Consider the following 17,047-nt stretch of genomic DNA (forward strand, 5'->3'; position numbering starts at 1 on the left):
TTCCCGTAGCCCGCGGAAATACATATGGTTTATTCAGAGCCACTGTTCTCATGAAGCGTGTTCCGCAGCAAAGCGCGGGACGATTTGCACTCGTTGCACAGAAATGAATTGGAGTTTTGATGTCAGCACACATCGGTGTCACCGGCCTTGCGGTGATGGGGGCCAACCTCGCCCGCAACCTGGCCCGGAACGGCTTCACCGTTGCCCTGCACAACCGGTCGGTGGAGAAAACCGACGCGCTTCTGGCCAAGCACGGCCAGGACGGCGACTTTGTCCGCACGGAAACACTCCAGGAACTCGTTGACTCGCTGGAGAAGCCGCGCCGCGTGCTGATCATGGTGAAGGCCGGCAAGCCGGTCGACTCCGTAATCGAGCAGCTTGAGCCGCTCCTGGAGCCGGGCGACATCATTATCGACGCCGGAAACTCGCACTACGAGGACACCCGCCGCCGCGAAGCCTCGCTGGCCAAAAAGGACCTGCACTTTGTCGGCATCGGCGTCTCGGGAGGCGAGGAAGGTGCGCTCAACGGCCCCTCGATCATGCCCGGCGGCTCCAGGGAATCCTACGACGCCCTCGGACCGCTGCTGGAAAAGATCGCCGCCCACGTGGACGGCAAGCCCTGCTGCGCCTGGATCGGCACCGACGGTGCCGGCCACTTCGTCAAGATGGTCCACAACGGCATCGAATACGCCGACATGCAGGTCATCGGCGAAGCCTTCGACCTGCTGCGCTCCGGCGCGGGCATCGAACCGGCCGAACAGGCGAAAATCTTCACCGAGTGGAACAAGGGCGATCTGGCCTCCTTCCTGATCGAAATCTCCGCCGAGGTCCTGGGCCACGTTGACGCCAGGACCGGCAAGCCGTTTGTCGACATCGTCAAGGATGCTGCAGGCCAGAAGGGCACCGGCCGCTGGACGGTCATCTCCGCACTCGAGCTGGGTTCCCCGACGTCGGGGATCGCCGAATCGGTCTTCGCCCGGGCGCTGTCCTCCCAGACGGAGCAGCGCAGGCTGGCCCAGGAACTCCTGGCCGGCGCCGAAGCCGATGTGGAGATCCCCGAGAGCTTCGTCGAGGACGTCCGCCAGGCGCTGTACGCCTCCAAGCTGGTCTCCTACGCCCAAGGACTGGATATGCTCACCTCCGCGGCCAAGGAATACGGCTGGGACCTCAAACTGGACGAGATCGCCTCGCTGTGGCGCGGCGGCTGCATCATCCGCGCCGAACTGCTCAAGGAGATCACCAAGGCCTATGCGGCGGCGGAGAAGCCGGCCAACCTGCTCTTCGCCCCGGCCTTCATCAAGGCGATCGCCGATGTCCTCCCGGCCTGGCGCCGGGTGGTCTCCACCGCGGTCCAGCTCGGCATCCCGGTACCGGTGTTCTCCTCCTCGCTGGCCTACTACGACGGCCTGCGCCGCAAGCGCCTGCCCGCGGCAGTCATCCAGGGACAGCGTGACCTCTTCGGTGCCCACACCTATGGCCGTGTCGATGCCGAGGGCACCTTCCACACCCTCTGGGGCGAGGATAAGTCCGAGATCGAGGCAGTGGACACCCACTAGCTTCAGCCCCACGACGCCGGCCGGCGCTCCCCGCTACGCTGGGAGTGCCGGCCGTTTGTATACCCATCCCGGGACCCATGCCGGGACCCATGCCGGAGCCAGTGCCGGAGCCAGTGCCGGAACCCGTCCCGAGAATCCATCCCAGGAGTGCAGCAGATGTCCCAGCCAGTAGCATTTGTCACCGGTGCGTCCACCGGGATCGGTTTTGAAACCGCCAAGAAACTTGCCGCGCACGGGTTCACGGTCTATGCCGGGGCGCGCCGCGTCGACAAGATGGAGCCGTTGAAGGCGCATGGTGTCAACGTCGTGTCGCTGGACGTGACGGACGAGGACTCGATGAGTGCCGCCGTCGGCGCGGTCATGGCCGCGCACGGGCGGATCGACGTCCTGGTCAACAACGCCGGCTACGGTTCCTACGGCTCTCTCGAAGAGGTGGAACTGGCCGAAGGCCGGCGCCAGTTCGACGTCAACGTGTTCGGCCTGGCCCGGATGACGCAGCTGGCACTTCCTGCCATGCGGGCGGCGGGCCGGGGGCGGATCATCAACGTGTCCTCCATTGGCGGGCAGATGTATGAGCCGCTGGGCGCCTGGTACCACGCCACGAAATTCGCGGTGGAGGGCTTGAGCGATTCCCTGCGGCTGGAGCTCAGGCCGCACGGCATCGAGGTCTCAATCATTGAACCCGCCGGCACCCAGACCGAATGGGGCGCCATCTCCGGGGAAAGCCTGCTGGCCACGTCTGGCCGCGGACCCTACATGGACCAGGCGAAGATCGTGGCCGCGGCGCTGGCTTCCACCGACGGCTCGGCGATGTCCACCCATCCGGACGTGATTGCCGACGCGATCGTGCACGCCGCGACCTCCCCGAAGCCCAAGACCCGGTATCCGGTAGGCAAGGGGGCGCGGGGCATCCTGCTGTTGCGGCGCCTGCTGCCGGACCGCGTGTTCGACGTCGTGATCTGGAAAATCTACAAGCGGTTTCCCGCCTAGCTTCACGGGTCCGGTTCCGGCGGCAGGAAGCGCCGGTCAGATCCGGTATTCGATCTCGTATTCGGCGGGGTCCACGGCGGGCTTGGTCTCCCGCAGCGCGTCGCGGTGCCGCCAGGTGGCCGGTACCCCGGTGAGGATGGATTCTGCGGGGGCGTCCTTGACCACGACGGCGTTGGCGCCGATGGCGCTGTCCCGGCCAATGGTGATGGGGCCCAGGACCTTGGCGCCGGCGCCGATCACCACCCGGTCCTCGATGGTGGGGTGGCGCTTGACCTTGGCCAGGGAGCGGCCGCCGAGGGTGACTCCGTGGTAGATCATCACGTCTTCGCCGATCTCGGCGGTCTCGCCGATGACAACGCCCATGCCGTGGTCGATGAAGAAACGGCGGCCGATCGTGGCCCCGGGGTGGATCTCGATGCCGGTGAGGAACCGGGCCAGCTGCGAGATCAGCCGGGCCGGGAACCGCAGCGCGGGGTTCTGCCAGAGCCGGTGCGTCACGCGGTGGAACCAAATCGCATGCAGGCCGGAGTAGGCAAAGAAGTTCTCAAAAGAGCCTCGAGCCGCCGGGTCATGCGACCGGGCGGCGTCGAGGTCTTCCTTCAGTCTTGCGAAGAAGCTCACAAAGACCTTTCTACGAAATCTACGGAATTTTGGGCGGCGGCAGGACTCAGCCGCGGATGTCGTCGTACAGTGCGGTGGAGATGTAGCGCTCACCGAAGTCGCACACAATAGCAACGATCAGCTTACCGGCGTTCTCCGGGCGCTTGGCGAGCTCGAGGGCGGCCCAGACGATCGCGCCGGAGGAGATGCCGCCGAGGATACCTTCCCTGTTGCCGAGTTCGCGGGCCACGCGGACCGAGTCTTCCAGACTGGCGTCAATGACCTCGTCGTAGACGTTGGTGTCCAGGATTTCCGGCACAAAGTTGGCGCCGAGGCCCTGGATTTTGTGCGGCCCCGGGGCGCCGCCGTTGAGGATGGCGGAGTCCTTCGGTTCGACGGCGATGATCTGGACGGCGGGCTTGCGCTCCTTCAGGACCTGCCCGACGCCGGTGACGGTGCCGCCGGTGCCCACGCCGGCGACGAAGATGTCCACTTTGCCGTCCGTGTCGGACCAGATTTCCTCAGCCGTGGTTTGGCGGTGGATCTCGGGGTTGGCCTCGTTGGCGAACTGCTGGGCCCAGATGGAGTTCTCCGTGTTGGCCACGATCTCCTGGGCCTTCTCCACGGCGCCGCGCATGCCTTCGGAGCCGGGGGTGAGCACAATCTCGGCGCCGTAGGCGCGGAGCATAACGCGGCGTTCGGTGGACATGGTTTCCGGCATAGTCAGGATGACCTTGTAGCCGCGCGCCGCGCCGACCATGGCCAGGGCGATGCCGGTGTTTCCGGAGGTGCCTTCGACGATGGTGCCGCCGGGCTGGAGCGCCCCGGACTTTTCGGCAGCATCAACAATGGCGACGCCGATCCGGTCTTTGACGCTGTTGGCCGGGTTGTAGAACTCCAGCTTGACGGCCACCGTGGCATCCAGACCCTCGGTCAGCCGGTTGAGCCGGACCAGCGGAGTGCCGCCAACCAGTTGCGTAACATCGTCATAGATCCGTGCCATGTGTGTCTGTGCCTGTCTTTCAAGAGGGATTGCTGGGGTCAGCCTAACGAGGGCGCGCAGGCCCTGGCTAAGCGTTTAGCCATGCAGAGTAATATTTCCTGGCCTTCGCCAGTTTGGGGTTGATGATCACCTGACAGTAGCCCTGTTCCGGGTACTTGGAATAGAAGTCCTGGTGGATCTCTTCGGCCTCATGGAACACCGGCAGCCGGCTCACCTCGGTCACGATCGGATGCGCCCACAGCTCCTGGTTCCGGCCGATGGCTTCCTCGTAAAGGATCTTCTCCTCCGTCGTCTCGTAGAACATCGAGGAGCGGTACTGTGTTCCGACGTCGTAGCCCTGCCGGTTGAGGGTGGTGGGGTCGTGGAGGGCGAAGAACATGTCCAGGATGACCTCCGCGGGGATAACCTCCTCGTCGAATGTCACCGCCACCACCTCGGCATGGCCGGTGGTTCCGGAGCACACGGAGTAGTAGTCGGGGGTGCGGTCATGGCCGCCGGTGTAGCCCGAAACGACCGAGCTGACACCCTTGGTTTTCTGGTAAACGGCGTCGAGGCACCAGAAGCAGCCTCCGCCGAGGACAAAAGTTCTCATGCCCTGTTCAATGTCTAAGACGCCCCGATGATTCCCGACGACGGTGGGGCCGGCCAGTCGATAAGGTAAAAATAAGGGTATGGAACCTGTAAACACCGACGTTTCAGCCGGGGAATCTTCCGGTGCCCCCACCCTGGGCATGATCCTGCTCGCCGTGGAGGAGCTCTGGCCCGAGTCCCTGGCCGAGGAATGGGACGAAGTGGGCCTCGTGGCGGGCCACCCCTCCGCCGATGTGAGCAAAATCCTCTTCGCCGTCGATCCGACCCTGGCGGTGATTGAGGAGGCGATCGAGTTTGGCGCCGAACTGCTCATCACCCACCACCCGCTGCTGCTCAGGGGCGTCACCTCGGTCGCGGCGAACACCGCCAAGGGCAAGGCCGTACACCGCCTGATCGAGTCCGGGACCGGGCTGCTGACAGTTCACACCAACGGGGACTCGGCCGTCGGCGGTGTTTCGGATGTCCTCGCCGATGCGCTGGGCCTGCAGAACGTTGCGCCGCTGACGCCGGCCGCGAACGGTCTGCCGGAGGAAGGCATCGGACGGGTCGGCGACCTCGTGGAAGTCATCACCCTGGGCGACTTCGCCGCCCGAGTCTTCGGCATCCTGCCTTCCGTTGCCGGGGGCGTGCGGGTTTCCGGTGACCGGGACGGCCTCGTGCGGCGTGTTGCCGTGTGCGGCGGCGCCGGCGATTCCCTCTTCCCTGCGGTCCGGGCCAGCATCGCGGACGTCTACCTGACCGCGGACCTAAGGCACCATCCGGCGTCGGAAGCACGCGAGGCGGCCGTCAATGACCGGCCGTACCTGATCGACGTGTCGCACTTCGCCAGCGAGTGGCTCTGGCTGCCGGCGGCTGCCCGGGCGCTGGGCAATGTGCTGGCCGATCAGGGGCACGACGTTGAGATCCGGGTCAGCACCACCAACAGCGATCCGTGGGACTTCATTCTGACCCCGGGCTAAGCCTGGCGTGCGAGGGGCCCCGGGTGAGCGTAGCGAGGCTGGGGAGCACGCTAGGCGCTAGAGTCTAGGGAGCGCCGATTAGGTGTCCGGCTCCGGCCGGTAGGGATCAAGCGGAGGTAATAGTGGCCAAGGCAGCACCGGCGGAACAGTTGAAGTTGCTCGAATTGCAGGGACTTGATGCCAAGCTCAAATCCCTGTCCAACCGCCGCCGCAGCCTTGAGAGTGACTCCCGGATCACCGATCTCGAGGCAGCCCTGGGTGTCGCCAACGGTGAGCTCGGTGCCGCGAAGGTGGCCGTTCACGACGCCGAACTCGAACTCAAGCGCTCCGAGGCCGACGTCGAGCAGGTTGCCTCCCGGATCGAACGTGACGAGGCGAAGCTCAACAGTGGCACCGGCCTGTCCAAGGACCTCGTCGCCCTGCAGCGCGACCTCGTGTCCCTCAACAAGCGCCGCTCCGACCTCGAGGACGTAGAGCTGGAAGTCCTCGAGCGGCTGGACTCCCTCCGGTTACGCCAGGCCACGCAGCAGCAGATCGTGGACGACATCCAGGGTTCCTTCGGCTCCATCCGCTCCGAACTGGACGAGCAGCTGGCCGAGATCGCCGCGGAGGCTACGGTGGTGCGCGGCAAGCGTGCCGAGTTCGCCGAGGGACTGGACACCGGTCTGCTGGCGATCTACGAAAAGACCCTGGCGCGGCGCGGCGTCGGTGCCGCCCGGCTGTTCCACGGAACCTCCGAAGGCTCCGGCATGCAGCTCAGCCCGGGCGACCTCGCCGAAATCAAAGCCGCGGCCGAGGACGACGTCGTGTTCTGCCCGGATTCCGGCTGCATCCTGATCCGCTCCGCCGAGTGGGCCTAGGCAAGGATGATGTTCAGGGTGTGCGGCTTCCGGGCCGTCGCCTCGACGAACTCGGCGGTCCACTTCTCGGCCGCCGCCTTCTGCAGCTGTGCGGGCGTCTGCGGTGCCTTGCCCCGGCGGCTCAGCAGATGCCGGGCCAGTTCCCCGCGGGTGTGCTTGGCGAAGTGGCTGACCACCTTGCGCACACCGTTGACCTCGGTGAAGACGTTCACGGCGACGGTCTGCGACGGCGGGGGAGTCCAGGCTGCGGCGTAGGTGCTGGAGCGGCAATCCACCAGCAGCTCAGCTTCTGTGGCGGCCGCGAGGGCCTGGTCCAGCTGCGGTTTCCAGAACGCCGCGAGCCGGCCGACGTCGGGCAGCGCCGTCGCCATCGACAGCCGGTAGGCAGGCACCCGGTCGGCGAAGCGGATGGCTCCCCAGAGGGCCGAAACGACCAGTACCGACACGTCCGCTTTCCTCCGCTGCGCCGGGGTGAGGGAGTTATAGTCCAGCGCGTCGTAGAGCACCCCGGAATAGACCTGGTGTGCCGGAGCCGCCGGTTCAGCGTGCAGCCGAGTGTTGCGTTCGACGTCGGCCCGCAGCGTGGCGCCGACGCCCAGCAGCGCCAGGGCGTCCTCGTGGGCGCTGACTGTACCGAGCGCCTCCAGCACTTTCGCCCGGGAGCTGTTGAGCCCGGGGAAGCTCAGGGTGGCCCAATCGACGGCGTCACTGCCGACGGCGGGGGTCTTGCCCTCGGAGGGCGGCAGCAGGATCAGCACTGTCCAATGGTACCGGCGGCGCGGAATCCGAATCCTCCGGGGCAGCGTCAGGCCAGGTGCATGCCCAGGAAGGACAGTACCGCTGGCAGGATCGAGCGCAAGTAGGCATAGTCATGGCCGCCGGGCTGGAAGCCGGCCTCGACGTCGCCCGGGAGGCCCCCGACGTAAGCGCGGACCGTAGCGAGGAGTTCGTCCCCGGTGCCGCAGTCCACCCGCTTCGGCACGGCGGCGAGTCTGGGCCGGAGCGCGAAGACATCGTGGGCGGCGAAGTCCGCCGCGCTGTCGAAGGCGCCCTCGATCCGGTCCTCAAACCGTTCCCAGACTGCAGGGCTCATGGCGGCCACCGCCCGCAGCCCGGGCAGCCTGCCCTGGGAAGCGAGCAGCAGGGAGCCGAAGCCGCCCATTGAGAAGCCGAAGAGCCCGATCCTGCCGAGGTCGAAGCCCTGACCACCGAGCAGGGGGACGAACTCCTTTACCAGCATCGACTGCGCATCGCTTCCGTCCGCGCGCGGATGCCACCAGGTGTCACCGCCGTCCACGGCGGCGATGGCGAACGGCGCGCCGCCGGCGTCGAGGTGACGCTGGAGGGCCTCCCCGGCGGCCATGCCCGCCAGCAGATCACTATGGCTGCCGCCGAGCCCGTGCAGGAATACCGCCACGGGCAGCCGCGGCTGCCTGCTCCCGGGCGGCAGTTCGGGCGGCAGCTCGGGCGCGGCGAGGGACCAGTTGCAGGGAACTCCCGGGCGGAAGGCTGAGAAGAACGAACCCGTCGTGGTGGTGACCGAAAGGGGAGCAGCGGGAAGAGCCGGGGCCGCGGGTGCGGCAGACGCCGTCGTGGGCGGTCCCGAAGCGGGGAGGGGTGCCGGTGTGTTCGAGCACGCCGCGGTTCCGGCTGTGCACAAGCCTGCACCTGCCAGCTGCAGCAGGCGGCGCCGGGTCAGAGCGGACTGGTCCATGCCACGATCATAGGCTCCGGCGCGGACCCCTGCGGTGCCACGTGGATCGTCTTCATGGGCGCGCCCGACGCCGGCGCACATGCCTGCGCCGCCACGTCCGCGCCATGTCCGCGCCATGTTCCGGGGTGAGCGGGTTCTGCGGTGCGGGCGGGACTGCGGGGGACCGTAGAATGGACGGCGGATGGGTTGACCAGGCGGCCGCGCGTCACGCAAGTGGCTCGAGGAACGTCCGGGCTCCGCAGGGCAGGGTGGTGGGTAACGCCCACTCGGGGTAACCCGCAGGCCAGTGCCACAGAGAATAGACCGCCTGCATGCCGTGGGTGCTTGCACACGCGGCAGAGCAGGTAAGGGTGAAACGGTGGTGTAAGAGACCACCAGCTTCCCGGGTGACCGGGAAGGCTAGGTAAACCCCACCCGGAGCAAGGCCAGACAGGGCACGTTTGAGGGCTGCTCGCCCGAGTGTCCGGGTAGGCCGCTGGAGGGCGTCGGCAACGGCGTTCGTAGATGGATGGCCGCTACTCCCGCACCGGTAACGGGGCGGGAACACAGAACCCGGCGTATCGGTCAACCCATCCATCCACATTGCCGGAAATCGCCGAGCTGCCGGGGATATTCCGCGCATTCGCGGACTGTGGGGCTTGTCTGCTTCGGCCCATTTCGGCGCATTTCGACTGGTCTGGACGGGGTGTTTGCCCCCAGAATGCCCCCGGCGTCAGGCTGGCAGGAACCCGGGGAGTCGGTCAGACCACCGGACGGCGCGCAGATGCTCGGGGCAGCGCCGGTATTCTTCGATGTCCCATTCGGAGTCGGTGACGCGGCGGACGTTGCCGGCGGGGATCCAGGCCCAGTGTGCGTGGTGTCCGTCGTCCTGCCACGACACGAGGATGTGGGAGGGGTTCCAGCGTTCGGCGACGGCGTAGACATCGACCGTGCCGGCTGTCAGGGGAACGGTGGCCATGACTTTCGGGTACTGGCCGTAGGTCCACGAGTGCGCGGCTTCCGGATCGTGGCCCGGGTCGGGCATCAGGTACTCGTGGGTGAGCCCGTCTAGGGTGAACGTTGCCATAGCGCCATGGTAGGCCCGCCGGGCGACAAGGCCCCCTAGACTGTCGACATGAAATCAATCCCGCTCTGCCCCGAGTGCTTCCACGCGAAGCCACGGCCGCGCCTGTCGGGTTTACCGCGGCTCCGTGTCGTGGTTACTCCAGCGGTAGGGAAGTTGCGCGGAGTCGCTCCTGCAGTGGTCGCGCTGGTGGAGAGCTGCCGCGTACACGTTCCCGCTGCCGAATCTGTCGCCGGGTTGGACGGGCACTGTGGGTGCCTTCACGCTTTCCACGCTGCCTAAGATCCTGCAGCTAGTGAAGTATTGCTAAGTTCGCTTTGGTCTGCCTAGTATGACCGCGGGATACGGACCGCACCTGTTGGGGGCGGTCCGTCCGGCATCCGCCTCTTGCCGACCCGCTAGGGCTGGCTCCATGAACTCCAAGGCCTGGAGCCAGCTTGCGGCGGTACGGAGGCCATAGCGATACCGTCCCCGCACAAGCCCGCACAAGAAAACGCCACCGCACCATGATCCGAGGACCACGATGCGGGGGCGTTTCCGGGCATCCGGCCGCTATTGGGGGGTGCAGCCGGACCTAGTGATCATAGTTAGGTGAGAATTTCAAGTCAACCGAAGGCGTTGCCAGCTCACTGACCTGCACTTACTCTGAATTTGGGAGTGGCCCGGGCAACCAAAGTTGGGGGCAGGCCACAGGCGTGCGCGTCACGCCGATCCCTGCAAAAGGCTGGCTCCATGGTCTCAATACGATGGAGCCAGCTTGCAGGGCCTATCGACAACAGAAACGCCCCCACCCTCCGAAGAGGGCGGGGGCGTTTAGGTCAGGCTTTGTCGGGGGCGAGCCAGGGTGCGAAGCGGCGGATGAGGTCATCGACGGCGGGCAGGGCCATGACGCGGGTGATGCCGGCTGCGATCGTGAGTGAGGTCGCCGCCCATTCGAGTCCCGGATCAATCCCGGCGGCCTGGATGATGAGGGCCCAGGCGGCGGCGAGTCCGATGAGGAACGCGAACACGGTGCGGGTGGTGGCCCGCCACGGGTACGCGGTCTGAGTGCTGGTGGTTGCTTCGTGGTCGCCCATCACTTGCCTGCCGCCTTATCCAACTCGGCCTGCTCCCGGGCCGGCAGCAGCACGCCCAGGCCCGAGGAAAGCAGCTCGGTAAATTCCGCCAGGCTCAGGGCCCGGTAGCCGCTCCCGCCGTCCCAGGCGTAGACCGTCTGTTCCTTGTCTCCGACGACGAGCATCGTCGGCGCCGGGCGTGGCGCGGACAGCTCGGCGATCTTCGCTTCCAGCTCCTCTATGGCCGCGGCGGAAAGGTTACTCTGCTCGGCGATGAGGGTGCGGAAGAAGCCGGCGAGCAGGTCCCGGTTCCGTTCGTCGTTATCTCGGATGGCCTGGAACTGTGCCGCCTCCCATCCGACGATCTGGTCCAGCCGTGCCATCACGGTATCTACTACTGCCATGTCGAACTCCTCTGTACTGGTGGTGGGGGTGGTGGATCCGGCCGGCGCGAGGGCCGAGGTGACGAAGTACGGGTTCGGGTCCGCGCGCCCATAGACGTCGGTGCCGAAGTTGAACGGGCGGAACAGAAGCTCAAAGTGGAGGTGTTTGCCGGCGGAGTAGCCGGTGTCTCCGATCGTGGCGATCCGCTGCCCGGCGCGGACCGTGTCGCCGGCCTTGACGGTCCAGCCGGCGAGGTGGTTGCTGGTGGTGTCAAAGCTGATGTCGCCCTGCTTGTGGCCGATCACGACGACGTTCCCGGCGGAGGAATCGATGCGGTCGTTGCGGTTGAAGTCCGGGTTCAAATACCAGCCGTTCGGCCAGCCGAGGTTCCGCGAGTCGCCGGCGTAGAGCACGATGCCGTCGGCGGCCGCGAACACCTCATCCATGACCTGCCCGGCGCTAAAGTAGGCGTAGTCCTGGCCGGTGTGCCGGCGGCCGTCCTGCAGCTGCTTGGCGCCGTATCGCTGCGTTATGTGACCCCGGCAGGGCCTGACTAACTGGATCATGCGCTCTCCTTATCGGGGGGTGGTTTCTTGAGCTGTGGCCAGGGGCGGAGCTCCCGGGCTTCCATGCCGTGCTCGGTGCAGTCCCGGCGGAGCTGGGAGGCGTACTCTTCGGTGACGCGGCGGTTGTAGGCTTCGACGTCGGCCCGGGCGTCGGAGTGGTCTGCGCGGTCCCGCTCGGCGTCGCCGCGGGCCCGTTCGGTGCGGACCAGCGCCCAGGCCTCGTCGCGCTGCTGCTTGAGGCCGGTGTTGCGGATCCGTTCCCGGCCGGCGGTGCCGTTGACGTGCTTGATGACGCCGTTGGCGACTACGCCCAGGAACGTGAAGAGGCCTGCTGAGCTGAGGACCGCGGCCCAAATCTGCTGGGAAGAGTCCATTCGGGGCCTACTTCTCTGGATCGTAGGAGTAGTGCCGGGTCTTGGCGAGCCGGGCCACAAAGAGCAGCGCCCCGAGCATGACGAAGCTGATGGTCGCCAGGCGGAGGCTGAACTGGGTCACAGGTGTCGCGCCGATCGCCACGCCGTAGACCAGCATTGCGAAGCCGCAGAGGATCGCGCCGGCCCGCTCCAGCCACCACCAGCCCTGCAGCACGGTGAACAGGCCGGTTCCCCCGCCGAGGACCAGCATCCCGGCCCAGATCATCACCAGGGCCTGCCCGATGGTGCCCTGCAGGCTCCGCGGGGGGTCCGCGAGGATCGCGCCGCCCAGCACGGTCACGCCCAGGTAGACGAGGAAGTACACCGCGGACTGTTTGCGGGGCTCCTGGACCCGGAGCCATAGCCGGTGCAGGGCGGGGATCATGTGGCGGCCCCGGCCGGGGGCGAGGCTTGCATCGACTGCGCGACCCGGTCCCATTTCTCGTTCACCACGAACTGGATGTCACCGTCCGGCACGGCCGAGGTCTCGACGGTGCCGTTTTCCACGGTGACGTTCGCCGCGATCGAAGGGTTCGTGGAGACGTGGTTCACCATCGCGGTGACGGGCTCCATCGGGTTGTCCAGGACGAACTCGGTGAGCGCCCGGGATTCCGGGGTCAGGGTCCATTGTTCGATCTCCTGGGCCCTGACCATCATGGCCGCCGCGATCCGCCAGGTGAAGTCCTGGTCATCGCGGGCCCGGGCGTATTTGAGAAGGTTCGAAGACATGGTTTCCTTACTTGTTGTATTTGAAGAAGAGCTTGGCCGCGGTCGCGGACCCGTAGGACGAGACGACGTTCGGGGCTTCCAGGATCAGGCCCCGGTATTGCCCGGTCTGGAATCCGTTCCACAGGTTCGACGGGATATCGACCCAGCGGCCGCCCGGTTTGGGCCAGTTGCTGCTCAGCACAGCCGCCGTGCCGCCGGGGTACGTGACGGGCGTCGTGGTCCCGGCGACGCCGTGCACGGCGATGCTGGCCGTTCCGCCGGCGTTGTCGTACCAGTGGTCGAAGTAGAAGTACGCCTGCATCCCGGTGATGGTGCCGCCGGACAGGAACGGGGTGAGGTCGTTGAACATCGCCACGGACCGGAGCCAGCCGGCACCGCCCGGGCTGGCACCCTGGAACATCTTTCCGTCCGCGCCCGCCCAGATGTATTTCGCCCCGTTCGCGGTGTAGGTCTGCAGCGCCACGGCGGACGCTTCGAGCTCGCGTGGCTGCGCCGCGGGTGCTGCAGGTGGCGGGGTGACGGTGTTGCCCGCGAACTGGATTCCGCCGCCGGAGGTGGGGATCATCAGGTTGGGGGTGGCCGGGCCCATGTCCTCGATGTACATTTCAATCGGGGTGTCCGCCGACCCTGCCGGGCCGACAATCGCCGATCCTTCCCACCGTTTGAACAGCAGCAGGAACCGGTAGTTCCCCGCCGGGGCGATCAGCAGCTTCTCGACCTTCATGGAGTTGTTGCCGCCGTAGACGATCGCTTCGCGCACATACGTCAGCAGGGTGCCGGTGCTGACCGTAGGCGCTGCGGGTACCCCGGTGGCGGAGTAGGTGTACCGTACCTCCAGGTGCGCGAGGATCCCGGTGAGGTCGCTGACGGTCATCAGGATGTTGTTCGTCGCGATCCGGTAAAGGCGGCCCCCGCGGAGAGGCACAGAAATTTCCATGATGCCCCAGCCGGTCCGGTTATCGGAGACGCCGGGGTTGTCGTACCGGGCCCCGTAGCCGATGACTTTGGAACTGGACGCGTCGATGAGCGTGTCGAGTTCCCGGCCCTGATAGGTCAGGCTGTTAGCCGCATGGACTTCCTTACCCGCGATCCGCCCCGTCGCGTTGATGCTCGCGACGGTCTCCCCGGCGGCATTGCTCACCGCCACGTTGTCATCCGTGCCCGCGACCCCGAACCGGACAACCTCCCGGGGCGCTTCCCCTGCTGCCGTGGGGGCTGCGAAGGCGCGGAACCCGGTCGGGTCCATCCGGGCGTGCTGCCCGGCCGGATTCCCCGAGACGATCTGCGTCGCCAGGACCAGCTGGGCCTCCAGCATCCCGGCATTGACCTTCAGGAACGAACCCAGCTTCGCCGACATCTCCACGCTCGCCGTGATGTGGTCCGCGATGATCCCGCCCGTGGCGATCAGCGCCGCCCCGTTCTGCTTGCGATAGGCCAGACCGGCAAGCTTCTGCGTCGCGTTGAACACCGTGCCCGCGGAGTGGTTGGCGAACATGCGGAATCCCATGTTCGTGTTTCCAACCGCGGTCTTCACTGGCACGCTGAACCGCGTCCAAACAGTCGGCACCGCGTAGCTACTCAGCGGATACACCGGGGTGGGGTTGCCTCCACCGGATTCCATAGCCTCGATGAACACCCGCGACCCGGCAACGGACGCCTTGATCCAGCCCTCCAGGATGTACCAGGTGTTCTCCTCTACCTTTGGCGCCGGGACATCGTTCGCAAGGTAGATCGTGGTCTGGGTGCTGATCGTGAAGGACCCGAGGGTTCCGTTGGGCTTGTCGGCAGCGTCGAATACCCAGCCGCTCCAGCTGGTATTGTTCCCGTTCTCACCGTAGCCGTTGGCCATCAGGTTCTCGCCGGACACCAGCAGCTGACTGGCGGTGATTTTCCGGCTGTTGACGACGTCGGAGTACAGCTTGTCAATGACACCGATGCCCATGCTCGCGGTGCCGGCGGTGAGTTGGGATACGGCGAGGCTGATGAACTTGCCGGAGTCGGCCGCTACCTGCTGCGCGACGAGGTCGGCGAGTCTGGACGCCCCGGTGACGGTCAGGTTCCCGATGTCGGCCTGCTGGAAGCTCGCGGTCGCCGCGGCCATCTTCTGTGCCACCACCTCGTTGACGGCGGCCGTGTTGGCGGTGAGTTTGCCGACGTCGAGGTTCGCGATCATCTGGTTGTCGATGTCGCGTTTCGTCCAGGTGGAGCCGTCCACACCGCCCAGGCCCGTGGTCGCGTTCGGGGCGGAGCCGCCGGTCTGCTGCCACTGCCCGATGATGACGTCGCCGTTGCCTTTCTGCATCCAGACGGTGCCGAACGGTGAGGAGCCCGTCGGCGGGGTGGTCCCGAAGAGGTTCTTCCCGGTGTGCGTCGCCGCGTTCAGCGCCGCGTCGGCGGTGCCCTGGGCTTCCCCGGCCTTCCCGGACGCGGCGGTCGCGGCGGTCGCGGCTGCGGTGGCCGCGTCCAGCGCTGCCTTCGCGTCGGTGATGTCGTAGGCGACGACGTCGTCGACCCAGTACGTGTTCCCCGCCGCCGTCCGCACCCAGGGCGCGACGCGGACCTGGACGGCGTCTGCGGTGAGGATGGTGTAATCGACCGTGATCTTGGTGTAGGCCGTCGACGAAATATCGAGGGACGACACGGCCGGGGCCGGGTATCCGGTGATGGTGCCGGTGCCCCCGGCGGTGGTCTTCGCCTGAAAAACTGCGCCGACCGCGGAAGCGACGCTGGTGGTGCCGGCCCGCTTGATCCAGAACTCACAGCGGTAGGTCCGCCCGGTGGCCCCATCGAACCAGGCATTCGTCGGCCAGACGTTACCCGCAGTGGGGACCAGCTTCATGGAGCGGGTGCCGGACCGCTTCTCCGCGGTGTCGTAGAACTGGTTTGCCGTGGTTGGCCAGATGTCGTCGGATTCGAACCCGCCGTTGAGGATCAGGCTCGCCCCGCTGGCCATCACTAGGTCGAGCTGACGCTTGGCCTCCGCCGCCGCCGTGTCCGCCTTGGTCTGGGCGGTGGCCGCAGCCGCCGTCAGAGCGGCTGACTTGGCCGTGTCGATGCGGGTGTCCACGGTGCTCAGCTGCCCGAACGCGGAGGTCAGGCTGGTCTCTGCCGTGGTCAGCCGCCCCTCGGCCGCTGCCAGTTCGGCATCCAGCGCAGGCAGGGTGGTGTTCTGCAGCGTGCCCATGTCCGCGGCGAGCAGGGCCTGCGCCGCATCGCTGGCAGTCAGGGCTGCCGCCAGCTCCGCCCGGGCCGCGTCGGCCTCAACCTGGGCGGCGGCGATTGTTGCGTCCGCTGCCGTGAGTGTGGCGGCGGTCTCCGCCAGGGCGGCCGTCAGCTGCTCGTTCGTGTAGTTGACCAGGGCGACTGTCTGGCCGCTGGCTGCCCAGAGGGAGCCGTCGCCGCGCTCCGCGAGGCGGGCCTTCTCCTCGCGGTCACGCTTGGCGTCGGTGGGGGAAAACGGGCGGGGAAGTGAACCTTTCACTATTCTCCGATCTTGGCCAGGACTGGCTTGTAAACCCCGGTGGCGGGGGTGAGTGACCACCCCACGACGGGGAGGGCGGCGTCGAAGGTGAGGGACGGGCAGTCGATGATCGCGCGGGCGGTGTCGCCGAGGGTCAAGTCCCCGAGGCGGGTGAAGTCCTCGCCCGGGCCGGGGTTCCGGGCGGTCAGTTCGATCACGGACTGCCCGCCGAACATTTGCGCGGCGACGGCTTTGGCGTGTGAGTTGATGGTGTTTTGTTCCGTGACGCCGGTGAACGTTTCGCGGGCCTCCAGCCGGGGCCAGCCGGCTGCCTCCCGGACGGTGTCGATCACCGGGACGGACACCACCCGGGTGCCCTCCACCGTGTCCCCGATGGCCTTGACGTGGGTCGCGGCGGACCCGGCGGTCCAGTCGTCGTCGTGGTCGAAGTCGACGATGTTCTGGCCGAGTTCGAAGACGTGGACCGGGTTCGGGTCACGGTTGCCTAGGTGCGGGTATCCGGTGCGGGCGATCTTCCGCACGAACGTGTGCCCGTCATCGCCCCACACCACATCCACAGTCCAGTTGAACCCGTTGATCAGGGCCGCGAGTTCGTTCACCCGGTCATAAACCCGGGCGTTCTCCCCGTCCGCGTAGGTTTTGTCCCGCAGCACCCCCGAGGGCGGGCAGTCGTACTCCAGGCCGATGCTGGGGCCGGCCACCCCGACGAGGGCCCGGAAGATCTCCGAGGTCTGGTCCGCGCCCGCGAAGACAAGGTCCGGGACGTAGCGTTCGAGGAGGTACGCCTCGATCGTGCGGCACGGGTACCGGACCACACTGGCAACGGTCCGGGGCCGCCGCTGCGGGATGCCATGCCAAACGATCCGGTCATCCTCATCCACAATCAGGATCAGGGACCGCCACGGCAGCAGGGCCTCCTGCCAGGTGTCGGAGACCAGGTCCCCGCGGGCGTCGAACAAGGGCAGGGACAGGGTGCCCTCACCGTAGGCCTGCAACAGCCGGGACAGGGCCCCGTCAATGACCATCGGCAGTTCGTCCAGCACTTTGCCGGACACCAGCTCGCAGATCTTGAAGCGGTACATC

General features: G+C 66.8%; 17 protein-coding genes and 1 other RNA gene. 5 read left to right on the forward strand and 13 right to left on the reverse strand.

The genetic code is table 11. The features are described from left to right. Window positions 1-119 precede the first annotated feature (119 nt). Window positions 120-1,556 (forward strand): NADP-dependent phosphogluconate dehydrogenase, encoded by a 1,437-nt coding sequence (gene gnd, locus AC50X6_RS07545; RefSeq protein WP_494965618.1) that lies wholly within the window; start codon window positions 120-122, stop codon window positions 1,554-1,556. 156 nt (window positions 1,557-1,712) lie between these two features. After that, window positions 1,713-2,546, forward strand: a complete 834-nt coding sequence (locus tag AC50X6_RS07550) for an oxidoreductase (RefSeq protein ID WP_494965619.1) — start codon at window positions 1,713-1,715, stop codon at window positions 2,544-2,546. A 36-nt stretch (window positions 2,547-2,582) separates the two neighbouring features. Here AC50X6_RS07550 and epsC read toward each other — a convergent pair whose 3' ends face one another. From epsC to msrA, 3 genes are all read right to left on the reverse strand, one after another. Next, a complete protein-coding gene (gene epsC, locus AC50X6_RS07555; protein ID WP_326965424.1) occupies window positions 2,583-3,167 on the reverse strand; it encodes a serine O-acetyltransferase EpsC in 585 nt (194 codons plus the stop codon). 46 nt (window positions 3,168-3,213) lie between these two features. Further along, on the reverse strand, window positions 3,214-4,149 hold the full coding sequence (gene cysK / locus AC50X6_RS07560) for a cysteine synthase A (protein ID WP_494965620.1): 936 nt from the start codon (window positions 4,147-4,149) through the stop codon (window positions 3,214-3,216). Window positions 4,150-4,216: 67 nt separating this feature from the next. Further along, window positions 4,217-4,741 (reverse strand): peptide-methionine (S)-S-oxide reductase MsrA, encoded by a 525-nt coding sequence (gene msrA, locus AC50X6_RS07565; RefSeq protein WP_494965621.1) that lies wholly within the window; start codon window positions 4,739-4,741, stop codon window positions 4,217-4,219. A gap of 79 nt (window positions 4,742-4,820) precedes the next feature. Between msrA and AC50X6_RS07570 the strand changes: the two genes are divergently transcribed. Together AC50X6_RS07570 and AC50X6_RS07575 are read left to right on the forward strand one after the other, a co-directional pair. Further along, the gene (locus AC50X6_RS07570; RefSeq protein WP_494965622.1) at window positions 4,821-5,699 is read left to right on the forward strand and encodes a Nif3-like dinuclear metal center hexameric protein; all 879 of its coding nucleotides are present in this window, start codon (window positions 4,821-4,823) and stop codon (window positions 5,697-5,699) included. Window positions 5,700-5,821: 122 nt separating this feature from the next. Beyond that, window positions 5,822-6,559 (forward strand): zinc ribbon domain-containing protein, encoded by a 738-nt coding sequence (locus AC50X6_RS07575; protein ID WP_494965623.1) that lies wholly within the window; start codon window positions 5,822-5,824, stop codon window positions 6,557-6,559. Here the strand turns inward: AC50X6_RS07575 and AC50X6_RS07580 are convergent. Then, a complete protein-coding gene (locus AC50X6_RS07580; RefSeq protein WP_494965624.1) occupies window positions 6,556-7,317 on the reverse strand; it encodes a YaaA family protein in 762 nt (253 codons plus the stop codon). The genes AC50X6_RS07575 and AC50X6_RS07580 overlap by 4 nt on opposite strands. A gap of 47 nt (window positions 7,318-7,364) precedes the next feature. Beyond that, entirely contained in the window at window positions 7,365-8,273 is a 909-nt protein-coding gene (locus AC50X6_RS07585; protein WP_494965625.1) for an alpha/beta hydrolase, read from the reverse strand. A gap of 182 nt (window positions 8,274-8,455) precedes the next feature. On the opposite strand from AC50X6_RS07585, the gene rnpB reads away from it, so the two are divergent. Continuing rightward, window positions 8,456-8,849: RNase P RNA component class A (gene rnpB / locus AC50X6_RS07590), an RNA gene on the forward strand. 136 nt (window positions 8,850-8,985) lie between these two features. Here rnpB and AC50X6_RS07595 read toward each other — a convergent pair. The 8 genes from AC50X6_RS07595 to AC50X6_RS07630 form a co-directional block, all read right to left on the reverse strand. Then, window positions 8,986-9,339, reverse strand: a complete 354-nt coding sequence (locus AC50X6_RS07595) for a hypothetical protein (RefSeq protein ID WP_494965626.1) — start codon at window positions 9,337-9,339, stop codon at window positions 8,986-8,988. Window positions 9,340-10,154: 815 nt separating this feature from the next. Further along, window positions 10,155-10,412, reverse strand: coding sequence for a hypothetical protein (locus AC50X6_RS07600; RefSeq protein WP_494965627.1), 258 nt, complete (start codon window positions 10,410-10,412; stop codon window positions 10,155-10,157). Further along, complete coding sequence (locus tag AC50X6_RS07605; protein WP_494965628.1) at window positions 10,412-11,341, reverse strand: M23 family metallopeptidase; 930 nt, start codon at window positions 11,339-11,341, stop codon at window positions 10,412-10,414. Before AC50X6_RS07605 ends, AC50X6_RS07600 begins: the two co-directional genes overlap by 1 nt. Then, window positions 11,338-11,715, reverse strand: coding sequence for a hypothetical protein (locus AC50X6_RS07610; RefSeq protein WP_494965629.1), 378 nt, complete (start codon window positions 11,713-11,715; stop codon window positions 11,338-11,340). Before AC50X6_RS07610 ends, AC50X6_RS07605 begins: the two co-directional genes overlap by 4 nt. Window positions 11,716-11,722: 7 nt before the next feature. After that, window positions 11,723-12,139, reverse strand: a complete 417-nt coding sequence (locus AC50X6_RS07615) for a holin (RefSeq protein ID WP_494965630.1) — start codon at window positions 12,137-12,139, stop codon at window positions 11,723-11,725. Beyond that, window positions 12,136-12,483: a hypothetical protein gene (locus tag AC50X6_RS07620; protein WP_494965631.1), complete on the reverse strand. Its 348-nt coding sequence runs from the start codon at window positions 12,481-12,483 to the stop codon at window positions 12,136-12,138. Before AC50X6_RS07620 ends, AC50X6_RS07615 begins: the two co-directional genes overlap by 4 nt. 7 nt (window positions 12,484-12,490) lie before the next feature. Then, a complete protein-coding gene (locus AC50X6_RS07625; RefSeq protein ID WP_494965632.1) occupies window positions 12,491-15,964 on the reverse strand; it encodes a hypothetical protein in 3,474 nt (1,157 codons plus the stop codon). Further along, a complete protein-coding gene (locus tag AC50X6_RS07630; RefSeq protein ID WP_494965633.1) occupies window positions 15,964-17,046 on the reverse strand; it encodes a hypothetical protein in 1,083 nt (360 codons plus the stop codon). Before AC50X6_RS07630 ends, AC50X6_RS07625 begins: the two co-directional genes overlap by 1 nt. Between the last annotated feature and the right edge of the window lies 1 nt (window position 17,047).

The sequence above is a fragment of the Pseudarthrobacter sp. HLT1-7 genome (assembly GCF_059383435.1).